Source organism: Cupriavidus necator, assembly GCF_013141915.1.
Taxonomy (GTDB): domain Bacteria; phylum Pseudomonadota; class Gammaproteobacteria; order Burkholderiales; family Burkholderiaceae; genus Cupriavidus; species Cupriavidus necator_B.
This window is the reverse complement of sequence record NZ_SROX01000015.1, coordinates 109,788-134,259: the sequence shown is the minus strand read 5'-3', so window position 1 is coordinate 134,259 and position 24,472 is coordinate 109,788. Positions and strand designations below refer to the sequence as shown.

At 66.3% G+C, this 24,472-nt stretch carries 16 protein-coding genes; 7 read left to right on the top strand and 9 right to left on the bottom strand.

Translation table 11 applies throughout. The features are described from left to right. Positions 1-3 precede the first annotated feature (3 nt). Positions 4-1,191 (top strand): AraC family transcriptional regulator, encoded by a 1,188-nt coding sequence (locus tag E5S69_RS23910; protein ID WP_171517074.1) that lies wholly within the window; start codon positions 4-6, stop codon positions 1,189-1,191. Positions 1,192-1,212: 21 nt separating this feature from the next. Here the strand turns inward: E5S69_RS23910 and E5S69_RS23905 are convergent, their stop codons facing one another. The 3 genes from E5S69_RS23905 to E5S69_RS23895 form a co-directional block, all read right to left on the bottom strand. Then, on the bottom strand, positions 1,213-1,419 hold the full coding sequence (locus E5S69_RS23905) for a DUF6494 family protein (RefSeq protein ID WP_062802625.1): 207 nt from the start codon (positions 1,417-1,419) through the stop codon (positions 1,213-1,215). A 146-nt stretch (positions 1,420-1,565) separates the two neighbouring features. Then, positions 1,566-2,810, bottom strand: a complete 1,245-nt coding sequence (locus tag E5S69_RS23900; RefSeq protein ID WP_171517073.1) for a CaiB/BaiF CoA transferase family protein — start codon at positions 2,808-2,810, stop codon at positions 1,566-1,568. After that, on the bottom strand, positions 2,810-3,724 hold the full coding sequence (locus E5S69_RS23895; protein ID WP_171517072.1) for an SDR family NAD(P)-dependent oxidoreductase: 915 nt from the start codon (positions 3,722-3,724) through the stop codon (positions 2,810-2,812). Before E5S69_RS23895 ends, E5S69_RS23900 begins: the two co-directional genes overlap by 1 nt. Before the next feature lie 188 nt (positions 3,725-3,912). Between E5S69_RS23895 and E5S69_RS23890 the strand changes: the two genes are divergently transcribed. After that, positions 3,913-4,815: a LysR substrate-binding domain-containing protein gene (locus tag E5S69_RS23890; RefSeq protein ID WP_171517071.1), complete on the top strand. Its 903-nt coding sequence runs from the start codon at positions 3,913-3,915 to the stop codon at positions 4,813-4,815. Positions 4,816-4,828: 13 nt separating this feature from the next. Here E5S69_RS23890 and E5S69_RS23885 read toward each other — a convergent pair whose 3' ends face one another. Together E5S69_RS23885 and E5S69_RS23880 are read right to left on the bottom strand one after the other, a co-directional pair. Then, a complete protein-coding gene (locus E5S69_RS23885) occupies positions 4,829-5,335 on the bottom strand; it encodes a DUF2628 domain-containing protein (protein ID WP_171517070.1) in 507 nt (168 codons plus the stop codon). A 197-nt stretch (positions 5,336-5,532) separates the two neighbouring features. Continuing rightward, a complete protein-coding gene (locus tag E5S69_RS23880) occupies positions 5,533-6,000 on the bottom strand; it encodes an MgtC/SapB family protein (protein WP_171517069.1) in 468 nt (155 codons plus the stop codon). Positions 6,001-6,507: 507 nt separating this feature from the next. On the opposite strand from E5S69_RS23880, the gene E5S69_RS23875 reads away from it, so the two are divergent. The 5 genes from E5S69_RS23875 to E5S69_RS23855 all read left to right on the top strand — a co-directional run bounded on the left by E5S69_RS23875 (position 6,508) and on the right by E5S69_RS23855 (position 12,080). Continuing rightward, a complete protein-coding gene (locus E5S69_RS23875) occupies positions 6,508-7,677 on the top strand; it encodes an acyl-CoA dehydrogenase family protein (RefSeq protein ID WP_171517068.1) in 1,170 nt (389 codons plus the stop codon). Positions 7,678-7,685: 8 nt separating this feature from the next. Further along, positions 7,686-8,882, top strand: coding sequence for a CaiB/BaiF CoA transferase family protein (locus E5S69_RS23870; RefSeq protein WP_171517067.1), 1,197 nt, complete (start codon positions 7,686-7,688; stop codon positions 8,880-8,882). A gap of 73 nt (positions 8,883-8,955) precedes the next feature. Next, complete coding sequence (locus E5S69_RS23865) at positions 8,956-10,338, top strand: MmgE/PrpD family protein (protein ID WP_171517066.1); 1,383 nt, start codon at positions 8,956-8,958, stop codon at positions 10,336-10,338. Positions 10,339-10,346: 8 nt separating this feature from the next. Next, positions 10,347-11,171, top strand: coding sequence for an HpcH/HpaI aldolase/citrate lyase family protein (locus tag E5S69_RS23860; RefSeq protein ID WP_171517065.1), 825 nt, complete (start codon positions 10,347-10,349; stop codon positions 11,169-11,171). Between the two features lie 42 nt (positions 11,172-11,213). Then, the gene (locus tag E5S69_RS23855) at positions 11,214-12,080 is read left to right on the top strand and encodes an FAS1-like dehydratase domain-containing protein (protein WP_171517064.1); all 867 of its coding nucleotides are present in this window, start codon (positions 11,214-11,216) and stop codon (positions 12,078-12,080) included. A gap of 307 nt (positions 12,081-12,387) precedes the next feature. On the opposite strand, the gene E5S69_RS23850 is transcribed toward E5S69_RS23855, so the two are convergent. The 4 genes from E5S69_RS23850 to E5S69_RS23835 all read right to left on the bottom strand — a co-directional run bounded on the left by E5S69_RS23850 (position 12,388) and on the right by E5S69_RS23835 (position 24,388). After that, positions 12,388-14,094 (bottom strand): ShlB/FhaC/HecB family hemolysin secretion/activation protein, encoded by a 1,707-nt coding sequence (locus tag E5S69_RS23850; protein WP_171517063.1) that lies wholly within the window; start codon positions 14,092-14,094, stop codon positions 12,388-12,390. 173 nt (positions 14,095-14,267) lie between these two features. Beyond that, on the bottom strand, positions 14,268-14,537 hold the full coding sequence (locus E5S69_RS23845) for a hypothetical protein (protein WP_171517062.1): 270 nt from the start codon (positions 14,535-14,537) through the stop codon (positions 14,268-14,270). Positions 14,538-15,125: 588 nt separating this feature from the next. Further along, complete coding sequence (locus E5S69_RS23840) at positions 15,126-15,395, bottom strand: hypothetical protein (RefSeq protein ID WP_171517061.1); 270 nt, start codon at positions 15,393-15,395, stop codon at positions 15,126-15,128. Beyond that, the gene (locus tag E5S69_RS23835; protein WP_171517060.1) at positions 15,392-24,388 is read right to left on the bottom strand and encodes a hemagglutinin repeat-containing protein; all 8,997 of its coding nucleotides are present in this window, start codon (positions 24,386-24,388) and stop codon (positions 15,392-15,394) included. The genes E5S69_RS23840 and E5S69_RS23835 overlap by 4 nt, the downstream gene beginning before the upstream one ends. Positions 24,389-24,472 lie beyond the last annotated feature (84 nt).

The window sequence follows — 24,472 nt, the reverse complement described above, 5'->3', positions numbered from 1 at the left end:
CCCATGCACACAGCCGTTCTGTCATCGCCGCGCCCGCCGCTGCCGGGCAAGCCGCACTTTTCCGGCCACGGCCTGCCCCGGGAACCGCTGCGCGGCGACGTCGCCAGTGCGGTCGGCGCCAGTCCGGCGGCGTCGGGCGCATCGGCCGCGCCGGCCCCGGCACGCCACACCATCGCCATCCAGCACGTGACGCACATCCTGCAGGGAGCCCGCCGGCTGGGCCACGACATCGATGCCTTGCTGCGCCGCGCCGATATCTCGCCGGCGCTGCTGGCCTCGCCCAGCGCGCGCGTGACGCAGGGCCAGTACGCGTCGCTGATCCGCACGCTGCGCCGGGTCTTGCGCGATGAGCTGTGGGGCCTGCTGGACCGGCCCGTGCCCCCGGGCGTGTTCGCCCAGGTGTGCCGCAGCCTGGTCCATTGCGCCACGCTCGAGGACGCCATCCGCACTGGGCTGCGCCTGTACCGGCAGCATATCGACGCCTTCGCGCCGCGCCTGCACGTGGGCGCCGACGGCCTCACCGCCGCGGTGGTGCTGCATCCGCGCGCGCCCGCCTCGGCCTGCCGCAGCTTTGCCGAATCGACCTTTGTGTTCCATGCCTATGCGCTGGTCAGCTGGCTGGTTGCCGGGCAGATCCCGCTCGCGCGCGTCGACCTGAGCGCTGCCGCATCGCAGGGCCGCACCGATACCGAGCGCGTGTTCAAGGCCGCGGTCAGCTACGGCCAGGCTGTCACTGCGCTGCATTTCGATGCCGCCTCGCTGCGCCTGCCGGTGATGCAGGACGCCGCCAGCCTGCGCGAATTCCTGCGTGAAACCCCGCGCAACCTGCTGATCCGCTACCGCGACAACAGCTGCCTCGCGGAACGCATCCGGCAGCACCTGCGCTCGCACCTGGACGGCGAACTGCCCTCGCTGGAGCAGATAGCGCAATTGCTGCGGCTCACGCCGCAGACCCTGCGCCGCCGCCTGCGCGACGAGGGCCGCGGCTACCAGAGCATCAAGGACAGCCTGCGGCGCGACGTGGCCATCGGCATGATGGAGCGACCCGGCATGACGCTGCAGGACGTGGCGCTGCGGCTCGGTTTTTCGGAGCCCAGCACCTTCCACCGCGCCTTCAAGAAATGGACCGGCGTGGCGCCGGGGGAATACCGGATGCGCGGGATGCGGGCCGAGGACGCGCCGGCGGCCTAGCCCGGGCGGCGCACCTCCGGCTTATTCGAGCCGGATCTCGCCGTCGAAGCGCGCCTGCAGCTTCACCGCCGCCAGCTCCAGCGTCACCGACACCGGCAAGTGCTCGTTGCCGGCCAGGGTGCCGTCGGCGACGGCCCGGGCGATGGCCTGCTCGATCTCGCGCTGGGAATTGACGCCAACCACCTTCAGGAACTTGCGGATGCTGAGGTTGAAGGTTTCTTCATCCATGGCTGTCTCCGGGAGCAAAGCGGCATGCGGCCGCCATCCGGACAGCCTACGCCTGTGACGGCGTCCGTGCAGCGGCGCGGGCGGCCGCCAGGATGAAGCGGCGGCCGGGAACCGGCCGCCACATCGGCATCAGCGCGGGCACGCGCTCACACCACGCCCTGCTCGCGTAGCTGCGCGATGCGCTCGGCCGACAGGCCCAGCACCGTCTCCAGCACCTGCGCGGTATGCTGGCCCAGCCGCGGCGGCGGCGCATCGTATTGCACCGGGGTCGCCGACAGCCGCAGCGGGCTCTTGACGGTCGGGCACAAGCTGCCGTCCTCGCGCACCAGGTCGACCTGCAGTTCGCGATGCCGCACCTGCGGATCTTCCAGCACCTGGCCATAGTCGTTGATCGGCCCGCACGGGATGCCCTGCGCTTCCAGCGCCTGCACCCAGTGCGCCGTCGGCCGCGTGCGCATATGGGCCTCGAGCAGCGGCACCAGCGTGTCGCGGTGGATGATGCGGCCGGGGCCGGTGGCAAAGCGCGCGTCGGCGGCCAGGTCGGGCCGTTCGACCCCGCGGCAGTACGCCTGCCACTGCCCGTCATTGCCGGCCGCGACGATCATGTAGCCGTCGGCGGTGGCGAACACATGGTAGGGCACCATGTTGGCGTGCGCGTTGCCGTAGCGCGGCATCGCCTGTCCGGTCACGCGCTGCGCGATGATGGGGGTGGCGCCGACCGCCACCACCGCGTCGAGCAGCGCCATGTCGATGTGCTGGCCCTCGCCGGTGCGTTCGGCATGGCGCAGCGCGGCCAGCACCGCCACGGTGGCGTACATGCCGGTCAGCATGTCGACCACCGCCACGCCCACCTTCTGCGGCCCGCCGCCGGGCAGGTCGTCGCGCTCGCCGGTGACGCTCATCAGGCCGCCCAGGCCCTGGAAGATGAAGTCGTAGCCGGGCTTGTGCGCGCTGGGGCCGGTCTGGCCGTAGCCCGTAATCGAGCAGTAGACGATCGAGGGGTTGATCGCCTTCAGGCTGTCGTAGTCCAGGCCGTAGCGCTTCAGGTCGCCGACCTTGTAGTTCTCCAGCACGATCTGCGACCTGGCGGCCAGCTCGCGCACGATCTCCTGCCCTGGCGGGCTGGCGATATCCAGCGTGACCGACTGCTTGCCGCGGTTGGCGCCGGCAAAGTAGGTGGCGTCGCGCGACGGCTGCCCGTCCGCGCCCGGCAGCCACGGCGGCCCCCATGAACGGGTATCGTCGCCGGCGCCGGGCCGTTCCACCTTGATCACCTCGGCACCCAGGTCCGCCAGATTCTGCGCGCACCACGGGCCGGCCAGGATACGCGACAGGTCCAGCACGCGCACGCCGGCAAGCGCGCCGCGCGCCGGGGCTTGCCCGCCCGCCATCAGATCGGGTCCCAGCTGATCACGTCGGGCGAGCGCTCCAGCTTGAAGAAGCTGTTGCGCATCGCCGGCATGGCGATCTCGCCCACCGACTCGGGCGTCCAGCCCTCGCTCATGTGCACCGAGCGCACCGGGCGCGGCTGGCTCATCAGGATGATCTCGTTGGCGCGCACCGCGAAGATCTGGCCGTTGACCTCGCTCGCCGCGGGGCTGGCCAGGTAGACCGCCACGGGGCCGATCTTGCCGGCTTCCATTTTCTGCAGCTTGGCCACGCGCGCCTTTTCCTCGGGCGTTTCGGCCGGGATCGAGCTGGTCATGCGGCTCCAGGCGAACGGCGCGATGCAGTTCGAGCGCACGTTGAAGCGCTGCATGTCGAGCGCGATCGATTTCGACAGCGCGGCGATGCCCAGCTTGGCCGCCGAATAGTTGGCCTGGCCCAGGTTGCCGATCAGGCCCGAAGTGGAGGTCATGTGCACGTAGGCGCCGCTCTCCTGGTCCTTGAAGTAGTTGGCCGCGGCGCGGCTGACGAAGAAGGTGCCGTTCAGGTGCACGTCGATCACGGCGCGCCATTCTTCCTCGTTCATCTTGAAGAACATGCGGTCGCGCAGGTTGCCGGCGTTGTTGACCACGGCGTCGATGCGGCCGAAGTTGTCGAGCGCGCATTGCACGATGGCGTTGGCACCGGCCCAGGTCGACACGCTGTCGGTGTTGGCCACCGCTTCACCGCCGGCGGCGCGGATTTCCTCGACCACGCGTTGCGCGGGGCCGGCGTCGCCGCCCTCGCCGGACATCGACACGCCCAGGTCATTGACCACCACCCGGGCGCCGGCGGCCGCCATGGCCAGCGCGATGCCGCGTCCGATCCCACCGCCAGCGCCCGTCACCAGCGCGACTTTGCCTGCCATCAAACCGCTCATTGCTTGCTCCTCTGAATACTTTTTGTGCGGTCACCGACCGCAAACCCGGCGAAACCGCCTTGCGCGGCGGGCAGCGCCCGCCCGTGCGGTCAATCCGGATGTCCATGCCACAGCGGATACGATAAATTGACGCCGGACCCTTTGGAATTCACGAATCACAAAACTGGCCTTTGGCCTGACAGAAGCCCATGCATTACGACCTGACCGACCTCCGCCTCTTTCTGAATGTCGGCGAGACGGAGAACCTAACCCGTGCCGCCGAGCGCAGCTTTCTGTCGCTGCCCGCCGCCAGCACGCGGATCAAGCAGCTGGAAGAGGCGTTCCAGACACAATTGCTGATCCGCCAGGTCAAGGGCGTGCGGCTCACGCCGGCGGGCGATGCGCTGCTGCGCCATGCGCGCGAGGTCTTCCGCGAGCTCGAATGCCTGCACGCGGACCTGCGGCCGTATGCCAAGGGCGTGAAGGGCCGCGTCCGGCTGCTGGCCAACACCACTGCCACCAACTCGTTCCTCGCCACGGGCGTATCGCGCTTCCTGAGCGAGAACCCGGACGTGGACATCGAGCTGGAAGAACACCTCTCGCAGGAAATCGTGTCGGCCATCAGCGCCGGCGCGGCGGATCTCGGCATCGTTGCCGGCGAGGTCGCCACGCAAGACCTGGATGCGATGCACCTGTGCAGCGACGCGTTGATCGTGATTGCGCCGGTCAACCATCCGCTGCCGACGTTCAAGCGGCTGCATTTCGCCGACCTGCTCGATACCTGCCGCTTTGTCGGCCTGAACCAGTTCAGCGCAATCCAGTCCTTCCTCGACCGCATTGCCGCCGGCATGGGCAAGCGCATCAGCCTGCGCATCCAGGTGGGCAGCTTCGACGCGGTGTGCCGCATGGTCGAGGCCGGCGCGGGCATCGCCATCGTCCCGAACAGCTGCGCGCGCCGCTATGCCAGCCGCAAGGTGCTGCGCTTTATCCCGCTGGAAGACGAATGGGCCAAGCGCGAACTGCGCCTGGTGCGCCGGCCGGGGCGCGAGCTGCCCCAGTTTGCCGAAACCCTGATCCATTACCTGGTCGACGCCGCGCGCGAACCCGTATAGCGCGGCGACGGCTTCAGCCTGCACCCAGCCCGCCGTCCTGCACCATCAGGCCGGCCAGCGGACGCAGCGATACCACCATCACCAGCAGCAACAACCCCATGGCGAAGACGCCGGGCCAGCTGGTGCGGCCGCGGCGCACCAGCGAGTCGTTTTCCAGTTCGGGCGAGTAATGGTACGTGCGCAGATGCCGGATGGTGGCCTCGGCATGCCAGCGGTAAAGCTCGTTGCCGTACAGCCCCAACAGCAGCGCCATGGCGTACAGCAGCGGCCGGCCCGCGATGGGCAGTTGCAGCCCGAACCAGGCGTGCAGCAACGGCTCGGCGCCGACGATCAGCGCATAGACGCCCACCTGCCAGTACATGCGCCGGTAAGCCATCCAGAACGGGCCCAGCAGGCACGCGGCCCAGTTCCACGAGACGCCCCCGTGAGTCTCGGCGAGCGACCAGCGCTTGCTGTAATACGGAAAGCGCGGGCCCACGAATGCGGCCAGCGCCGTGTCGTCACGAATCAATGCATGCATGCCAAACCTCCCCCACCGCTGCGGCGGCAGCGCCTTTGGATCGCGGCGCAGCCTGTGCCACAGCATAGGGCGGGCGGCGGTCCGGCTGTGTGCGCCGGCGCGCATTCGGCACGCATTGGGACGCTCTTCGCGGCGCAAACAGCCAGGATCTGATCGCAAGGGCACAGACCGGCGCACCGCGCCGTGGTGCGGCAACGCTACTTCCAGCGCTGCAGGATCTGCAGGATCACCAGCGTGAACACCGTGGCGATCACCGCGGTGGCATCGCGCCCCAGCCCGGCCGCCACGCCGATGGCCGCCACCATCCAGATGCTGGCCGCGGTGGTCAGGCCCTTGATATGGGCTTCGTCGTTCTGCTTGAGGATGGCGCCGGCCCCCAGGAAGCCGATGCCGGCGATCAGCCCCTGCAGCACGCGGCTCATGTCGGCCAGCGGCACGCCGGCCTGCAGCGGCACCAGCACGAACAGCGCCGAGCCCAGCGCCACCAGCATATGGGTGCGCAGCCCCGCCGCCTTGCCCGAAGACTCGCGCTCATAGCCGATCAGGCCGCCGAGCAGCACCGCCATGGACAGCCGCACCAGGATGCGGGTGGCCTCGCCGGCGTCCGGCACATCGGCAAACTCGGCGCGAAAGGCGCGGTAGATATCGGTCCAGACTGACTCCATCGCCAACTCCCGGGGGCTGGATGCAGGGCCTGAGCGTAGCACGTCACACCCGGCCCGCAGCAAGACTTCGGCGCCACATCGCCGCGCTGGCAGGCGTGTGCGGCGACGTCCTACACGGCAAGCGGAAGCTTACCGACAGTCCCGCCGAGGCGGCATTCCTATATTGAAATCACCAATCACTGACCTCCAATGGAGTCGCACCATGCCCTATATCCTCGCCTGGCTACTTGGTGTTCCGGCCTTTGTCCTGATCCTGATCTGGCTCTTTGTCCACTGATCGGCAGGCTGTGCCCAGGCACCGCCCCACTCAACCGCTGGCGCCCCGTGCGCCACCCTTTGCACGCCCGGCTTGCCGGGCGTGCCGCATGATGGTCCAGGCGAGCCCGTGCGGTCGCGCCGCCGCGCCACGCCGCTTCCGGGCCACCTAAGCCGCTCTTTCGCAAATCCGAATTTCGGCGTGCAGGGGGCTCGGGAATAATGGCCCCAGTTCCCATCGACCCGGCGACCATGCACGCAGACCAGGATCCCGACCAGCTGTACCCCGAAATCCGCGACGCGGTGCGCAGCCTGTGCGCCGGCTTCGACTCGGCGTACTGGCAACGGGTGGAAGAGCAGGACGCCTTTCCCGAGCGCTTTGTCCAGGCGCTGACGCAAGCCGGCTGGCTGTCGGCGCTGATCCCGGAGGCCTATGGCGGCTCGGGGCTGTCGCTGACCGCGGCGTCGGTCATCATGGAGGAAATCAACCGCAGCGGCGGCAACTCCGGCGCCTGCCACGGGCAGATGTACGTGATGGGCTGCCTGCTGCGCCATGGCTCCGAAGCGCAGAAGCAGCGCTGGCTGCCGGCGATCGCCTCGGGCGAGCTGCGCATGCAGTCGATGGCCGTGACCGAGCCCACCACCGGCACCGACACCACCAAGCTGAAGACCACCGCGGTGCGCCAGGGCGACAAGTACATCGTCAATGGCCAGAAGGTGTGGATTTCGCGCGTGCAGCACTCTGACCTGATGCTGCTGCTGGCGCGCACCACGCCGCTGGACCAGGTCAGGCGCAAGTCCGAAGGCCTGTCGGTGTTCGTCGTGGACCTGCGCGATGCCATCGGCAAGGGCCTGACGGTCAAGCCGATCCGCAACATGGTCAACCACGAGACCAACGAGCTGTTTTTCGACAACCTGGAGGTTCCCGCCGAGAACCTGATCGGCGAGGAAGGCCAGGGCCTGAAGTACATCCTCGACGGCCTCAACGCCGAGCGCATCCTGATCGCCGCCGAGTGCATCGGCGACGGATACTGGTTCGTCGAGCGCGCCAGCAACTACGCGCGCGACCGCATCGTGTTCGACCGCCCGATCGGCCAGAACCAGGCCGTGCAGTTCCCGATCGCGCGCGCGTACGTCAACGTCGAGGCCGCCAGTTTGATGCGCTACAAGGCGGCGCGGCTGTTCGACGCGGGCAGGCCGTGCGGCAAGGAAGCCAATATCGCCAAACTGCTTGCCGCCGATGCCTCCTGGGAAGCCGCCAACGTCTGCCTGCAGACGCACGGCGGCTTCGGCTTTGCCGCCGAGTACGACATCGAACGCAAGTTCCGCGAAACGCGCCTGTACCAGGTGGCGCCGATCTCCACCAACCTGATCCTGTCCTACGTGGCCGAGCATGTGCTCGAGCTGCCGCGTTCGTTCTGAGAAACCTAATGCTCCACTCCTCCCAAGGCATCCGCCCGCTCGACGGCGTCCGCGTGGTCTCGCTCGAGCACGCCGTGGCCGCGCCCTTCGCCACGCGCCAGCTGGCTGACCTGGGCGCGCGCGTGATCAAGGTCGAGCGCCCCGGCGTGGGCGACTTCGCGCGCGGCTATGACCAGTCCGTGCACGGCCAGGCCTCGTACTTCGTCTGGCTCAACCGGGGCAAGGAAAGCCTGACGCTGGACCTGAAGGACAACGAGGCGCAGGCCATCCTGCACCGCCTGCTGGCCGACGCCGACGTGCTGGTGCAGAACCTCGCCCCTGGCGCCGCCGGCCGCATGGGCCTGGATTTCGACACCCTGCACGGCCAGTACGAGAAGCTGATCGTCTGCGACATCTCCGGCTATGGCGACTCGGGCCCCTATCGCGACAAGAAGGCCTACGACCTGCTGATCCAGGCAGCCGCCGGCCTGGTAGGGCGGACCGGCGGCCCGAACGAGCCGTCGCGCGCCGGCGTGTCGATCGCCGATATCGCGGCCGGCATGTACGCCTACAGCGGCATCCTGTCGGCGCTGCTGCAGCGCGGCCGCACCGGCAAGGGCCTGCGCGTGCAGGTGACCATGTTCGAAGCGATGGCCGAATGGATGAACCAGGTGCTCTATTTCGGCCACTACGGCGGCACGACGCCGCCGCGCGTCGGCGCGTCGCACCCGACCATCGCCCCGTATGGCGTGCATCGCACCAGCAATGGCAGCGTGATCTTCAGCGTGCAGAATGAACGCGAGTTCGCCAATTTCTGCGAGATCGTGCTAGGCGACCGCGCCTTGGCGCAGGACGAGCGTTTTTCCAGCAATACCGCCCGCGTGCGCAACCGCCCCGAACTGACCGCACTGATCGAAGCGCGCTTTGCGGCGCTGACGGTGGCACAGGCCGAGGCGCTGCTGGACCAGGCCCAGATCGCCAATGCGCCGATGAACGACATCGAAGCCGTCTGGAACCATCCGCAGCTGCAGGCACGCCAGCGCTGGCGCGAAGTCGCCACCCCGAACGGCCCGATCGGCGCGCTGCTGCCGCCGGCCAACCTGTCGGGCGTCGAGCCGGTGATGGGCGACGTGCCGGCGCTGGGCGCGCACAGCCGCAGCATCCTGGCCGAACTGGGCTACGGCGAGGGCGACATCGACGCCCTGGCGGACAAGCGCACTATCTGAGCCAACACCGGCGCCCGGGCAAACCGGGCGCTGTTCTCTTTCCGCAAGCACTGTTCAATCCTCCGGAGCCGGCATGAACCAAGCCGCAGACACCACCTACCCGACCCGCCAGCTTTGCGATTTCCTGGCCAACCTCAAGCTGGCCGACGTGCCCGCGCCCGTGATCGAGCGCACCAAGGACCTGTTCCTGGACTGGATTGCCTCGGCCATTGCCGGCAAGGATGCCCCCGCGGTGCGCAAGCTGCAGGACTTCGCCGCGGCCATGGGCCCGTCCGACGGCGGCGCCGAAGTGCTGGTCGACCGCCGCCGTACCTCGCCCTACTTTGCCGCGCTGATCAACGGCGCGTCGTCACACGTGGTCGAGCAGGACGACGTGCACAACGGCTCGGTGCTGCATCCGGCCGCGGTGGTGTTCCCGGCGGTGGTCGCTGCCGCGCAGGCCGAGGGCAAGACCGGCGCCGAAGTGCTGCTGGCCTCGATCGCGGGCTATGAAGCCGGCATCCGCATCGGCGAATTCATGGGCCGTTCGCACTACCGCGTATTCCACACCACCGGCACCGTCGGCACACTGGCCGCCGCCGCTGCCGTGGCCAAGCTCTTCGGCCTCGATGCCGAAGGCATCAACCAGGCGCTGGGCTCGGCCGGCACGCAGGCCGCCGGCCTGTGGGAATTCCTGCGCGATGCCGCCGACTCCAAGCAGCTGCACACCGCCAAGGCCGCGGCCGACGGCCTGCAGTCGGCGTGGCTGGCGCGCGCCGGCTTCACCGGTGCGAAGCAGATCCTGGAAGGCGCGCAGGGCATGGCCGCCGGCATGTCGAGCGACGCCAACCCCGCCTGCCTGACCGATGGCCTGGGCACGCGCTGGGCCACCGCCGAGACCTCGTTCAAGTTCTTCGCCTCGTGCCGGCACACGCACCCGGCCGCCGACGCGCTCAAGGCGCTGATGCAGCGCGAAGGCGTTGCCGCCGACCAGGTCGCCAGCGTTACCACCCACGTGCACCAGGGCGCCATCGATGTGCTCGGCCCCGTGGTCAACCCGGCCACCATCCACCAGGCCAAATTCTCGATGGGCACGGTGCTGGGGCTGGTGGCCGTGCACGGCCACGCCGGCCTGGGCGAGTTCGAGCAGCACGCACTGCAGGACCCCGCGGTGGCCACCTTCCGCGGCAAGGTCGACATGGAACTGGACCCGGAGATCAACGCCGCCTACCCGCGCCAGTGGATCGGCCGCGTGACCGTCAAGACCACCGACGGCCGCACGCTGGCCGCGCGCGTCGACGTGCCCAAGGGCGATCCCGACAACACGCTGTCGCGCCCGGAGCTGGAAGCCAAGGCACTGCAGCTCGGCGCGTTCCGCCAGGGCGCGAGCGAGGCCGAGATGCGCGCCATCATCGCGCGCGTGTGGGCGCTGGAGCAGGCCCCGAACGTCAACGACTGGCTGCCCGCCGCGCGCTGAGGATCGACATGTCCACTGCAGTGACCTACCTGTTCGTGCCGGGCGACCGGCCGGAACGCTTCGACAAGGCCGCATCCGCTGGCCCGGACGTGATGATCCTCGACCTCGAGGACGCAGTCCATCCGGACGCCAAGCCGGCCGCGCGTGCAGCCATCGCCGCATGGCTGGCCGGCCAGCCCGGCGCCAACGCCTTCGTGCGCATCAACGACAGCGCCTCGCCCGCCTTTGCCGCCGACCTGGCCTGGCTGCGCGCGCTGCCCCCTGGCACCGCGCTGGCCGGGCTGCTGGTGCCCAAGGCCGAAGATGCCGCCGCGCTGGGCACCATCGCGCAGGCGCTGCAGGCGATCAATCCGCAGGGCGAGCTGGTCGCCATCATCGAGACCGCGCTCGGCCTGCACCAGGTCGATGCCGTGGCGTCAGCCCGCGGCGTGGCGCGCCTGGCGTTCGGCTCGCTCGACTATGCGGTCGACCTGGGCTGCAGCCATACCCGCGACGCACTGGCCTTCGCGCGCGCGCGCATCGTGCTGGCTTCGCGCGTGGCCGGCCTGCCGCCGCCGGTCGACGGCGTGACTACCGCGCTCAAGGACGAAGCCGTGCTCGCCAGCGACGTGGCCTATGCGCGCGAACTCGGCTTCGCCGGCAAGCTCTGCATCCACCCGGCACAGCTGGGCGCCGTGCGCGCCGGCTTCCTGCCCAGCGCCGAACAACTCGACTGGGCCCGCCGCGTGCTGGACGCTACCGCCAGCGGCAGCCACGCGGTGCAGGTCGATGGCAAGATGGTCGACCGGCCCGTGATCGAGCAGGCCCGCCGGCTGCTGGCGCTGGCGCAATAGCCCGGCACCCGCCACCCTTCACGCATCACAAGGTCCACTGCCATGACTGACGCCACTACTGAACTCGAACGCCTGCGCGGCTGGATCGGCCGCAGCGAAGCGCGCACCGAAACGCTGTCGCCAGAGCCGGTCGCCGGCCTGGCCGCCACCTTCGACCTCGACCCCGAGGCCGTCGCCGCCGGCCCGCTGCCGCCGCTGTGGCACTGGCTCTACTTCCTGCCGCGCGCGCCGCAGCATGAACTGGGACGCGACGGCCATCCCACCCTCGGCGGCTTCATGCCGCCGGTGCCGCTGCCGCGCCGCATGTGGGCCGGCAGCGAGCTGAGCTTCAGCCATCCGCTGCATATCGGCGATACCGTCACACGCACCTCCACCATCAAGGACGTGCAGTACAAGACCGGCCGTACTGGGGAGCTATGGTTCGTTGCCGTCGATCACGAACTGACCGTCAACGGCAAGACCGCCGTCAACGAGCGCCACGACATCGTCTACCGCGCCATGCCAGACCCGACCAAGCCGCAGCCGCCGCGCCCGCGGCTGGAGCAGACGGCGCAATGGCAGCGCACGCTGCAGGCCGACCCCGTCATGCTGTTCCGCTATTCGGCGCTGACCTTCAACGGCCACCGCATCCACTATGACCGCCAGTACACGCGCGAGGTCGAGGGCTACCCCGGCCTGGTGGTGCACGGGCCGATGCAGGCCATGCTGATGCTGGACCTGGTGGCGCGCGAGCAACCGCAGGCACGCGTGAAGCGCTTCGGCTTCCGCGGGCTGGCGCCGCTGTTCGACCAGGACACCATCATCGTTGGTGGCGCGGCCGATCCTGAGCAGCCGGGGCGGCTGGTGCTGTGGACGGGGGATGATGCCGGCGGGCAGGCGATGCAGGGGTGGGCGGAGGTGGAGGGGTAAGAGCTGAAGCCTTATCCGCTCCGCCGGTTAGCTCCCCTCTTCCGCGGGAGAGGGGCAGGGCGTGAGGGCAGGCGGTGGCATACTGCAGGCCATACTTCATCAGACACGCCCGCCCTCACCCAAACTCAGCGCCCAACCTCGATTGGTTATCCGACCATCGCGTCCTCAATTCCCTCTGCGCCTTGTTCTACCCTGTCGGCCAGCAATCCGAGGGAGGTGCGGCAGAGCTCTTGGTTCCGCCCTCCTGGGCGGGTCACTTTTTGTCCGAGCCCGCGTCCCACCGATAATGCTAATCATGCGACAGGCTTCAGTACTGGTAAGCCATCTGCAGCCCGCCCGTCACGCCTGCCGTATGGAATGCGGTGGGCTTGTAGATCGGAACCCCGACAAACAGGTCATAGGACAGCCGGCCCAAGCCGGAGCCGAAGCCGCCGCGCACGCCGATCACAGCCCCGGCCAGTTGCCTGCCAACTAGCACGACGGTAGATGGCCCGAATACGCGGCCGTAATCGACCCCGGCATAGACGGCCTGTCCGGTGGTCCCAATCGGCGCCTGCAGTTCATTACGCCAGTAAAAGCCGCTGTCGCCGGCCAGCAGGTTCTCGCCGTCGAAGCCACGCACGGTGTAGCGGCTGCCGATAGTCATCATGTCCAGCGCATAGAGGCGGTCGCGGGTGTACTGGCCCCGGAAGTTGGTCACGTAGCGCAGCGGCTGGCTGCCCAGCTTGAACGGCACCGAGATATTGGCATCAGCAACCACCATGCGGTAGCGCCAGGTCGGGCCGCCATCGGCCGCCAGTGTGTCGGCTTGCGAACCGAGGCCGCCAATTCCCTGGCGGTACACCATGCTGCCGTCGAGCTGCGCCGCGCCGAAGTAATGGCGGTCGGTAAAGCCTGCCTCCAGCACCGTGTTGTTGCGGTGCTGCTGCTCAATCTCCGTGTCCTCGATGAAGCTCTTGCCAAAGCGGCGCGACAGCCGGAATTGCACACCCAACACGTCGTCCTGGCTGCGGCGGATCACCCGGTGCAGCTTGAGGTCGGCGGTCTGCGACTTGCCGCTGGAGATGAACGTCTGGTTGACGCCGGCAATCTGCTGGTAGTAGTTGTTCGAGTAGGCGGAGAGCGTGGCGGTCCAGTAGCCCCACGGCACCGAGTAGAAGCCGTTCCAACCCTTGGTGCCATGCTGCTTGTCGCTGAACTCCACGTCCTGCATGTAGCCGACGTTGAACAGGTCGTTCAGGCCCAGCGGGTTGTCGATGCCGACGCTCAGGTTGCCCACCCACTTGCCGGTGGCGCGCGTGCCTGAGTTGTCGACTGACGCCACCACGGTCCACGGCTTGGCGCGCTTGACCGTGATTACCACGTCGCTCACGCCCGGCATCGTGGTGGGCACCACCTGCATCTCCGCGTCCTGGCTGACACCGCGCTTCATCTGCTCCAGCCCTTGTTCCAGGTCGCGCAGGTTCAGCAGGTCGCCGGCGCGGGCGGGGAAGGCCGATTTCCACGTGCCGCGCGTGTCCGGGTCGGCGAAGCGCAGCTCACCGATCACGCCGGGAATCAGCGACAGGCGCAGCGCGCCGGTGCTGATGTCCTGCTGCGGCAGCAGCACGCGCGTGGTCACGTAGCCCCGGCTCAGGATGGCCTGCGACGCCCCTTTGGTCAGCACATCCAGTCCCTGCTTGCCGACGCAAGCTCCCTGGTAGTGCTCCAGCCAGACACGGGCGAAGGCGAACGGATCTTGCGGCAGCGCCGATGCACCCTGTGCCTGGGACGAGACGGGCAAATCGGGCGGTATCTCCAGCAAAAAGCGGTCGATGCGGAAGCACGGCGTCTCGGCCGGGAGCGCCGGATACTCGACCAGAGCCACGTCCTGCGCGCGCACGCCTGGCGCCTGGACGGCTTGGGCCCGCTCGCGGGCTTCCTGCTGCTGGCGTGTGCGCTGCTCCTGTTCTGCGGCGGTTGTTGCGGCAGTTTGGCTAGGCAATGCTTGTGCAATGGTGACGGTGGGAGCCATAAAGGCAAGGAGCGCAAAGGAGGAAACACCGCGCGCCTTGCGGTATGCGTTTCGGATGGTCGGTTGCATTTAGTCAGCAGCAGGCTCTACAGAGTCAGTCGTGTCGGTCAGGCTCTTGTAGCGCAACGTCAGAGGCGAAAAAAGAAATCGATGCTTTCAAAAGCCCGAGATATTCACTTATCGGACTTCGATGACTGATCTTTCTCCTCATAGGTTCTTTTCGCCTTCCGCCACTCAGATTCGCCGAATGGTCGAAGCTCAAATAGAGCTGCGCGGCCAGAGTAGGCTCCTATTGCTCCAATAACTAAACCAATGACAGCACACGTATATGCGGCCCATCCGTTAAGAAATTTGATTCCGATGAATATGACTAAAAGGCCGATAATTACCAACAAGTCAAGCGTGAACGGCGCAATATTCCCATCTTTAATCGGATATTTCATGGAAGAACCTTCTTTGTGCCTTCTTGGATAGTTGGTTGCATTTAGTCAGCAGCAGGCTCTACAGAGTCAGTCGTGTCGGTAGGCTCGTGTAGCGCATCGTCCGACTGGGGGGCCTTGCACTGCTTGCAATGGTGGGGAATTAAGGTAACGCAGGGACCAGATGGATTCCAAGGAATAGCATTGCACCTCGGGCAGCGGTATCTAAATGCCATATACCACCCGGCGACAAAAAACCAAACGATAAACGTAAGAAAATAAATCTTAATATCAATTTTGGTTGCCAGCAATAAAGAAAAGCGCGACGAAGCCGGGGACGAATTCGGTTAGCAGTCGCGCACGACGCCTTTTTGAATTCAGCAACCACTTCAGCGTCAGAAATTTTTCTTTCATTTTCTTGATTTATATTGAAATTCAATTAAGTACCACCATCCTCCCAGTTCCTGGCCTCGGCATCGTACTTCGCGGCCAGTTCGAGTCGAAGCGTCGCGTTGCCTGCGCTTCCTTCAGCTTGGCGCCGGTAACGTCGTCCCTGTCTTCGCCACGGCTTCTCCAGCGGCTTGCGCGGTCGCCATCATGTCGGCCTGCTCTTCACCCCTTGAACCACGGGCCAAATTTCGAAGGATCGTCGCTCAGCATGCCTGCTTTACGCAGCGGCTTCGGCAGAAGCTTTGCAAATACCAGAAATAACGCGAAGAATGAGGGGAGACCAATCAGCAGCATTGATTCATCGTCCCCAAGCCCGAATGCTATTCTGCAAAGCCCCGCAACGACAAACGACCAAAAACCTGCACTGAACGCAGAAGCCAGACCTATCATGAAACAGATCTGGAGCATTGCGTAGAGTCTTTCCCAGTTCATTTCTTATCACCCGTATTTCGCATGTCGTTAATAACTTCTGCCCCCTTTGCACCGACCCCAAATAATAAGATGGCTTGGGTTGTGCCGTACGGAGCAGTCAATCCAGTGAATGGTATCAGCGTATTGTTGTTGATACGTGGCACTGTCACACCAAATATCGAACCCGAGCGGTTAAGGCCGTCTGCCATGCCCATCTTAAGCGGCACGGGGGCTCTCATCGCCGAAGCCGCTGCCGCAAGATTCAAGCCATCATATGCAAGATCGCCCCATATCGGACTTAGTAGATTGAACCCATATCGCAATGGATTCGTGCCGGGTGAGTTAATACCGTTGTACCGGTTATATAGTCCATCGGCACCTTCAGCCACATCACTGGCACCGAATGCCGCCATCGGGGCACCTGCTGCACATCCGATGCCCGATGTGCAGAGCGCCACGCCAGTTTTCGTCGTTACACCGCCAAGAAGAACCTTTGTCGCATCTTTTGCCACGCCTACGGGATCGCTCCGCAGAGCGTCGCTAGCCTTCTGCAATGGCGTGTAGACGAACAAATTTGCCTCCTGCTGACGATGAACCCATTCCCGCTCCTGAGTAAGCTGGCTAGCCTCGACTGCGCTCACGTAATTCTTGCTGTAGGCATCACTACCAACCGGGTATTCAGCCCAGCATTTCACCTCGTAGCAAGCGGCTTTGGTCAGACGCTCTTCGGCTGCCTTATCACCATTGGCCTGCTGACGGATCTTCGCTTTCTCATCCGGATGGAGCTGCCTGTTATAGCGATCCACGTTTGCTGCTGTCGCGGCACCCGCCCCCCCCACGATCCCGCCGATGCCGCCTGCAGCAATATTGGCCGCCAGGTTGCCAAGTGTTTCATTGACGTCGGCGTTCCCGGTATTTGCTCCCTTGGCGACCGCGCTGCTCAACTCGTTCAGCTTGCCGCCGGCGAGCGACCCCAGCCCGGCTCCCGCAGCGCCTGCCAAGGCGTTGCCGCCGCCGAGTCCTGCGATGAGCGCGCCGCCAGCCGAATGCAGTGCAGCCCGGTAGCTGCCCCCATCCTCCCATTGCTTGGCCTCAGCATCGTACTTGGCGGCCAGTTCGAGGTCGCCTGCTTCGCGTGCCTGTCTCTCGTTGGCTTGCGCTTCCTTCAGCTTGGCACCGGCAACGTCGCCCACAGTCTTAGCCACCGCTTCGCCTGCCGCTTGCGCCGCCGCCATCATGTCGGCCTGCTTGTTCAGCAGGTTGTCCAAATCCGGATTGCTGGCGACCTGCGTGTTGGTGTTCGATGTGTCACGCTGTAGCGTTGCCAGATCCTGCTGCTGGTTGGCGCCATCGGTGATCCTGATAGTCCCTTCGGCCACCGCCGCCTGCGCCATGCCATCCTCGCTGCCGCTCTTGTGCTGCGGGATCATCGGATTGATGCCACCGGTGTTCTTGCCCGAGGTCGGGCCGCTATTGCTCTGACCGCTCGGGCTACCCATCGCACCGCCTGCCGAGACACCCATTGATGTCGCGCTGTAGTCGGAACGGTTCTTGATATCGCTCCAGGTAAGCGTACCGGTGGTCAGGCTGTTCTTGTCCTTGCCAGCGTCGCTCGCGATCACCGCGCCCTTGAGATCCGTGTTGCCCTTCACGTTGATATCGAAGCCGTCCGCGCCGGCGTAGATGCGCGACTGCTCGGACACGTTCGCATAGCTGCCATCGGCCTTGCCCTTGGAGGCCGAGACACTGGCCGAGCCGCCGCCCTGGCTGATGCTGAAGCCACCGCCCATGCTTTGCTGCCTGGCGTGCGATTCCTCGGTGTCCTGCCGGCTGGCGATATTCAGGTTGCCGCCCACATCGCCGACGACCTTGCCACCGCTGAGCGTCGCGCCCAGGAGGTTGGTGTCATGGCCCGAGACGAAGGTGACCGATTCCTTGCCAGTCACGTGGCTGTTGACCTGGGTCGAGCCCTCGCTGTCGGCATTGCCCTTGGCCTTGGATGCCGAGGCGGACACTCCAAAGCCCTGCGCACCATAGGACACGCCCACGCTCGCGCTGCTGGACTTGTTGGTGCTGTGACTCTCATCAGTATCGGTGGCCGACACGATGTTGATGTCGTGCTTCGCTCCCAGCGCGACCTTGTTGGCATCGATATCCGAGCCAATGATGTTCAGGTTGCCCGCCGTCTTGTTGCCATTCGCATCCACGCCAGTGGCAATGAATGCCGCCGTACCCCCGGCCTGGACGCGCGAGCCGGTGTGGCTGGTGCTGTCCTCCGTAAGGGTCTGCTTGATCTGACTGGAGCCCCAGGAGAGCGTCACTGCGGCACCGGTGGCCGGGCTGGCGCCGCCTGCCAGCGCGCTACCGGCATCGAAGGCATCGCGCGCCGCTGCCACACCCCATAGCGCCGAGGCGCGGCCGTCCTCGCTCCTGCCAGCAGCATTGAGCTTGTTGCCCGCGTTGAGCGCCGCGCCGATGGCGCCGCCCGACACGCCGAGGGTGAAGCCGCTTTGCTTGACTTCGTGCGTCTCGTCATGGTGCCGCGTACCCTTGGCAGCTTCGATCGTCACGTCGGCACCAACACCTGTCACGTCCTTGGCTGCGATCAGGTCGCTGCCGCTCACCTTGAGGGCATTACCGGCGTTCAGATGCACGCTGCCGTCGGTGGAGCCCACCAGACTGCCGGTTTGCGTCACCGCGCTGTCGTTGATAGTGTCCTTCTGATCCCGCTTGCCATAGGAAAAGCCAGAGCCGGTCGCGCCCAATCCGGATTTGGTCGTGTGCTCGTAGCTATGCGAGGCACTGGTGTTCTTCGCGCTGCCGATGGTCAGGTCGCGACCCGCGTCCAGGTTCACATCCTTGGTCGCCACCACGGTGGAGCCGGAGACCGTGAGGTCTCGCCCGGCGCTGACGGTCACACTGTCGGCCGACAGCAGCGAGCCCACCGAGACAGTCTGCTGCTGGCTGCTTTCCTTGGTCGTCTGCTCCTTGGACAGAAAGCCGGAATGCTTGGTCTGCGACCAATCCTGCGCAGTGTGCTTCTCGTTGACGGTGCCGACGGTGACATCCCCGGTGGCGATCAGGTTGGCGGCGCCCTTGTCGGTGGTCGCCGAGGAGCCCAGCACCGCCAGGTTGCCCGTACCGTTGCTATCGGTCGAGGCGGTAATGCCATTGGCCTGCAGCACAGATTTCACGGTGGCGGCCTCGCCCGCCGCCAGATTGGCATTGTTGCCGCCGTGCACCGAGCTGCCGCTGACAGCCTCGTCATATGACGATTTCGTGTACTCCGCCCCCTTGCCGCCGAGCGAGCCTTCGCGGTGCGTATGCGTGTCGACGGCGGCGGTGACGGTGGTGTTGCGTCCCGCTACCAGCGAGGCATTGCCCCCCGCTTCGATGGCCGAGCCGGTGAGCGTGGCATCGCGTCCGGCCACCGCCACCACATTGTTGCCGGCCTGCACCGAACTGCCCACGTTGACCGTGGTCTGGTCGTGGTAGTGGCTCTGGCCGCCGCGCGAGCTGGAATCCTGCGTGGTGCCAGTCGCTACGGTGCCAAGGTGCAGGTCGCGGCCCGCGCCCAGCAGGGCATTGTTGCCCGCGCCGACCACGCCGCCGGCCATGTTGATGTCGCGACCGGCGAGCACGCCCACATTGTTGGTGGCGGTGATAGCCGCCACCGCGCCAATGCCTGTTGCACCGGCGCTGTGGTTGCCCATCGTGACCTGGTTTGAGATCGTCTGCGTCTCGTTGATCACGTCGCGGCCTGCCGATACCAGCGTATCGGTGCCGGTGATGCGCCCGCCCAGGTTGCGCACGTCCTGCTGGGCCTTGACCACAGTGGTGCCGGCGTTGCCGATTTGCCCCCGGTTCACGATGTTGTTGCCCACGACCTGCGTCGCCACATCGCCCACGATCCTGCCGCTGTTGGCGAGGTCGCCGGTGGCGTTCAGGTTCACTTGGTTGCCGGTGACCAGCGCCCCGGTGTGCTGCAGGTCGACCGAGTGGGACTGCGCCAGGTACAGCTTAGGCACCAATACGGTCTGGTGGCTGCCATCGGGCAGTGTTACGTCCTGGCTCACCAGCCACACCATGTCGGTGGTGAGCTGCGCCGTCTGCGCCTCCGACAGGCCAATGCCCGGTGCCAGGTGGAAGGTCTTGGCATACAGGACGCCAGCATCCATCAGCGCCTGGTACTCGGCCAACTGGTCGCTATAGCCCGCCAGGTAGGTGCGCCCGGTCAGCTGGGTCGCCTGGTCGCGGATCAGCTTCTGCTCGTAGAAGCCGTCGCCCAGGCGCTTCTGCGTCATGGCCGGGTCCAGGCCAAGCTGGCCGAGCATGTAATCGCTGGAGATGAACTTGGTGTACTGGGTAAAACGCGGATCGGTGGCGATCAGGTAGGTGGCGCCCGGCACAGTCTGATAGTGATACAGACCGTTGGTGGGCAGCGACAGGTTCGGGATGCCGCCACTGGCGGTCCCCAGCGTCTGCGGTGCCTTGCCCGCGCCGCCCGTCGCACCGGCCACCTGCGTGCCGGTGGCGCCGCCGCCAGACAGGTTGCCGCCGCTGCCGGTCACGGTCTGGCCTTCGCGGTTCACCGTCGCCACCGTGATGGTATGCGCGGTGGTCTGCACCGCCTGTTTAGCCGACACGACCGCCGGCAGCGCCATGACCGTGGTCGGCGCCTGCGGCGTGGTGGGATTCACCACCTGCTGCGTATCGCTGTTGCTGCCGGTCTTCTGGTGCCAGTAGAAGGTCGAGGTATCGGTGGTGCTGACGGTCTGCTGCAGTGCCGTGCCGATGTCGTGCACACCGCCATTGGGCGCCACCCGGATCAGGTCACCGCCCGCGGCCATGATCGAGGACTGGTTCAGGATCGAGCCACCGGCGCTGTTGATGCGGATCGAGCCACCCGCCTGCAGCTTGGCCGGATCGGTGGCACTGACCAGCTGGTCGGTCGTGGTGGTGGTCGTGGTCGTGCGGGAGATTTCGCTGTAGTCGTGGCTATCCGGGCCGAGGTCGTAGCGCATCCGCACCTGGTCGGGCCGGATGTGCTTGGCCGGGTCATATTCGGGCCAGAAGGTGATGCTGTAGGTGCTGCCGTTGTCGGTGATGGACTGGTAGTACTGGGTCGCGTTGCTGGTCAGGTTGCGCGTCAGAGCCGTCGGCGGTGGACAATCCGAACAGATCACCCGCGAACTCGCATCGAAGTACTCCTCGACCGGCGACTGGGTAAAGGCAATGGTCTGCGTCGAGGGGTTGAGATTCGAGACCGTGGACTTATCCACGGTCACCGTGACCGGCTGCATCAGCGCAAGGGTGCGGCTGGCGCTGACCGAGGCACTTTCGCCACTCCACCGCCAGCTCGGGAAGGTCACGCTTTCGTGGAAATTCAAATCCGGGCCGGTCATGCCCGCATTCCACATGGTCAGCGTCTGGCTGGCGCTCGTCACCGGCGTGCCGGGCGCCGTGACGATGCTGGTGCGGGTGTTGCTGACCTGATTGGCGGCGATGTCGATATCGCCCTCGGCCTCGATGGTGGCCGAGCGGTTAATCAGCGTCGTGACCTGATTGGCCAGCAGGCCGGTGGCCGGATCGCGGGTGCCGTCGCGGGCGATCTGCAGGTTGCCGGCGCTGTAGAGCGTGGCGCCGTCCAGGTTGCGCACCGAATTGGTCGCATAGACGTTCAGGTTCTGGACCGCCGCCATCAGCGCCTCCGCGCCGGTGTTGCTGATGTCCGTGGCCTTGACCGTCACGTTGTTGCCGATGACGGTGCCGGTGTTGTTCATAGTTGGGCTGTTGGTCTGAACCGTATCGCCCTCGATGCGCCCGGCGTTATCGATCGATTCGGTGGCCGTCACCGTGGTGTCGGACGAATTGATCGTCGCGCTGGCTGCGTTGACAACCTTGGCGCCGGAGGCGGTCAGCGCCCCGGCGGCGGCCAGCGTCGCGGTATTGGTAAAGGTGCCGGTGGCGGATACCCGCATGTCACCATCGGCGTGCAGGCGGTTGACCGCGTCGTTGGTGTAGTCGCCCGCCACGTCCAGCACCAGGTTACGCCCGGCGATCATGTCGCCACTTCCCGACACCGCGCCTTGCACCGCGATGTCCTGATTGGCCTTGATCGTGCCGCTGGCATTAGTGACGGACGCCACCTTGAGGCTGACATCGCTCCTGCCCAGCGCCTGACCGCCATCGTTGACGAAGGTGGCATTCGGGCTGTCCAGCGTCAGGCCATTGCCGCCGTAGAGCGTCCCCTGGCGGTTGTCGACCTGGTGCGCGATGTTCAGGTTCAGTGCGCCGCCCGCCGCCACGAACCCACCCGCGGTGCCGTCACTGGTATTCGTCAGCGCCTGCGTGTTGAGGGTCACATCGCCATTGCCGCCGACCTGGCCCGCCGTATTGGTCAGCGCCGTGGTGCCCGTCACCGTGGTGGCGCCGTCGCCGGCATTGGCGATATAGCCGCGCGTGTTGTCGACGCTCGCTGCTGCCACGGTCGCCTGGCCGTGTTCGCCGTTGGCGGCAATGGTGCCGTCGACGTTGGTCAGCGCCCCGGCCGCCGTCACCGACAGGTCGCCGCCAGTTTGCGCCGAGCCCGCCATGTTGTCCAAACCGCCGCCGCTGGTGACCGTGAGGCCGGCCTTGCCGTATAGCGCCCCTTGCTGGTTGAGCAGGTCGCCGCTGGTGCGGACCGTCGCCGCGCGTTGTGCGGACAGCACGCCCTGGGTATTGTTCAGCGTGATGGCTTGCGCCTGCAGGTCACCATTGGTCTGGATCGTGCCGCCGGCATTGCTGGCTGCGCCCTGGCTGGTGACGGCCAGAATGCCGGTGCCGGCATGCGAGATGCTGCCGCTATCGTTGACCAGCGTGCCGGCCTGCACGGTCAGGTTCTGGCCGTTGGCCGTGATGTTGCCGCTGGTGTTGTCCAGAGCACCGCCTGCGGTAATTGTCGCGTCTGTCTCGCCAAACTGGCTCATGGCGCCGTCCCGGTTGATCAGGTCACCGGTGGTGCGGATCGCAAGCTGGCCGCCTTCGATATGGCCGCCGGTATTGTCCAGCGACTTCGCCGACAAGCTTGTGTTGGCCGCTGATACCGTGCCCTGGCGGTTGCTCATGGCGCCGGCCACCATGGTGGCGAGCGCGCCGCCTGCTGTCAGCCTGCCGGTGTCATTGTTGAGCGAAGCGGCATTGATGTCCGCATCGACCGCAGCGCTGACCTGGCCGCTATTGGTCATCGCCCCGGCGACGAGCTGCACATTGCCGTTGCCGCCGATCACGCCGCCTTCGGCGCAGTTGGCGGTGGTGCCGGCGGCGTTGACCAGCGCACCGCTGACCTGGATCGACAGGCCCTCACCGTTCAGCGAGGTGATACGGCCGGCGGTGTTGTCCAGCGACGCACCGCCGGCATTCAGTGCGCCGCCGGACTGTACGACGCCCTGCATGTTGTTGATGGCACCTGTTGTCTGAAGTTTGGTCACACCCTGCGAGACGATCTGGCCAGCCTGGTTCGACACGCTTGCGGCGGTCAGGCTGGTAGCGGCTCCGCTGGACAGGTTGCCCCGGTCGTTGATCAGGGCGCCCGCAGCGGCGCTAACCAGCCCCGCGCCTGCGCTGGTGGTGGCGCCGGTCAGGTCGAGATTGCCAGTGCTGGCACCAAGGTCGAGGTTGCCGCCCGCCGAGGTCTGGCTGCCGGCCAGGTTGGCGCTTGTGCCCTGGATCGTGGCGTTGCCGCTGGCGATATTCCGGCCCGTGGCCGTCACTGCACCGGCCGTGGCGACCACAGCGAGGTCGGCAGGGCTCGCCGCCGTGCCATCGTCGTTCAAACCCGCCGCCAACGTGCCGGTGGACCTGACGGTGCCGCCATAGGCGTTGAGCCAATACTGCGCGGCCAGCGTGCCGCTGTTGGACAGGGTGCCATCGGTGTTGATCGAGGCGGCGCCCTTGGCGTAGGTCGTGCCGCTGTTGTCGAAGCCATCGCGCGCATAGGCGACGATGCGGCCGCTGGCATTGGTCTGGCCGCCCAGGATCAACTGGCCATGCGCCGTCAGGGTCAGGTCGCCGGCCTGGGCCGCCTGCATGCCGCGCAAGGATACGCCGACGCCGTTCTCGGTCGACGCGAGAATGATCTTGTTCGCATACATGCCGCCCAGTTCACCAACGTCAATCCCGAGTGCTGGAGCCGGGCCCGCCCCTGCAATTGGGGTCGCCGCCAAAGTTTGTCGGTCCACTTGGTTAGCGCCCGCGATGACGTTCAACTGGTTCGCGTAGAGCACCGCATTGGCCTGCACCGCGCGTGCGATCAGGTCCACCTGGTCGACATTGGCCGCGTTCATGCCATCGCCCTGGACCACGATCTGCCCGCCGGTGACGCGGAATGCGTCCAGGCTGCCGGCACCCCCGAATACCGGCGTGCCGGTAGTCAGCGTGGCGCGGCTGGTATTGATGAAGCCCAGCCCATTGACCATCAATCCATTCGGGTTGGCAATGACCACTTCCGATCTCGGACCGGCTACTTCGACATAACCCTGCAATTGGCTGGGAGAGGTGCCGGTAACCTGGTTGACGATGATGCGTGCCGATCCGCCCGGCACCAGGTTGGGGTTGCCGTTGATATAGCCGGCCTGCTGGGTGGACACCGGCGTCGGCGCATTGTTCAGGATGACCCCTGGGCGAGGCACATCGAACTGCGTGTAGGCATTGGTTGAAACGCCAGCCGCTGACGGGCGCGTGATATTGACCTGCTGCAGGCCGTTGGCCGTCTGCACTACCGTCGGTCGATTGGCGCCGGAGTTTGGATCACCGATCACCTGGGCTTGCGCGCATGGCAGGCCTGCCGCGATCCAGACAGCCAGCGCAATCGGCGGGACCGCAAAGCGCGCAATACACCCGGACCGGGCGATTTCAGCAACTGAGCGCAAGCCCGCCTGCCGGCCCTTTCCACATCCCGTGGCACATTCCGGCACGGCAACCAGCATGCCGCGCGCGGCGTTGAAGACAAGGCGATAGAGATTCCGATTCATACGCGGATGCGAAACGCGGAGGGCCGATGCAAGACCACCAGGCTGCGCTCCCGTGCAGCCTGGCGACGACTTGAAGGTTTGGGA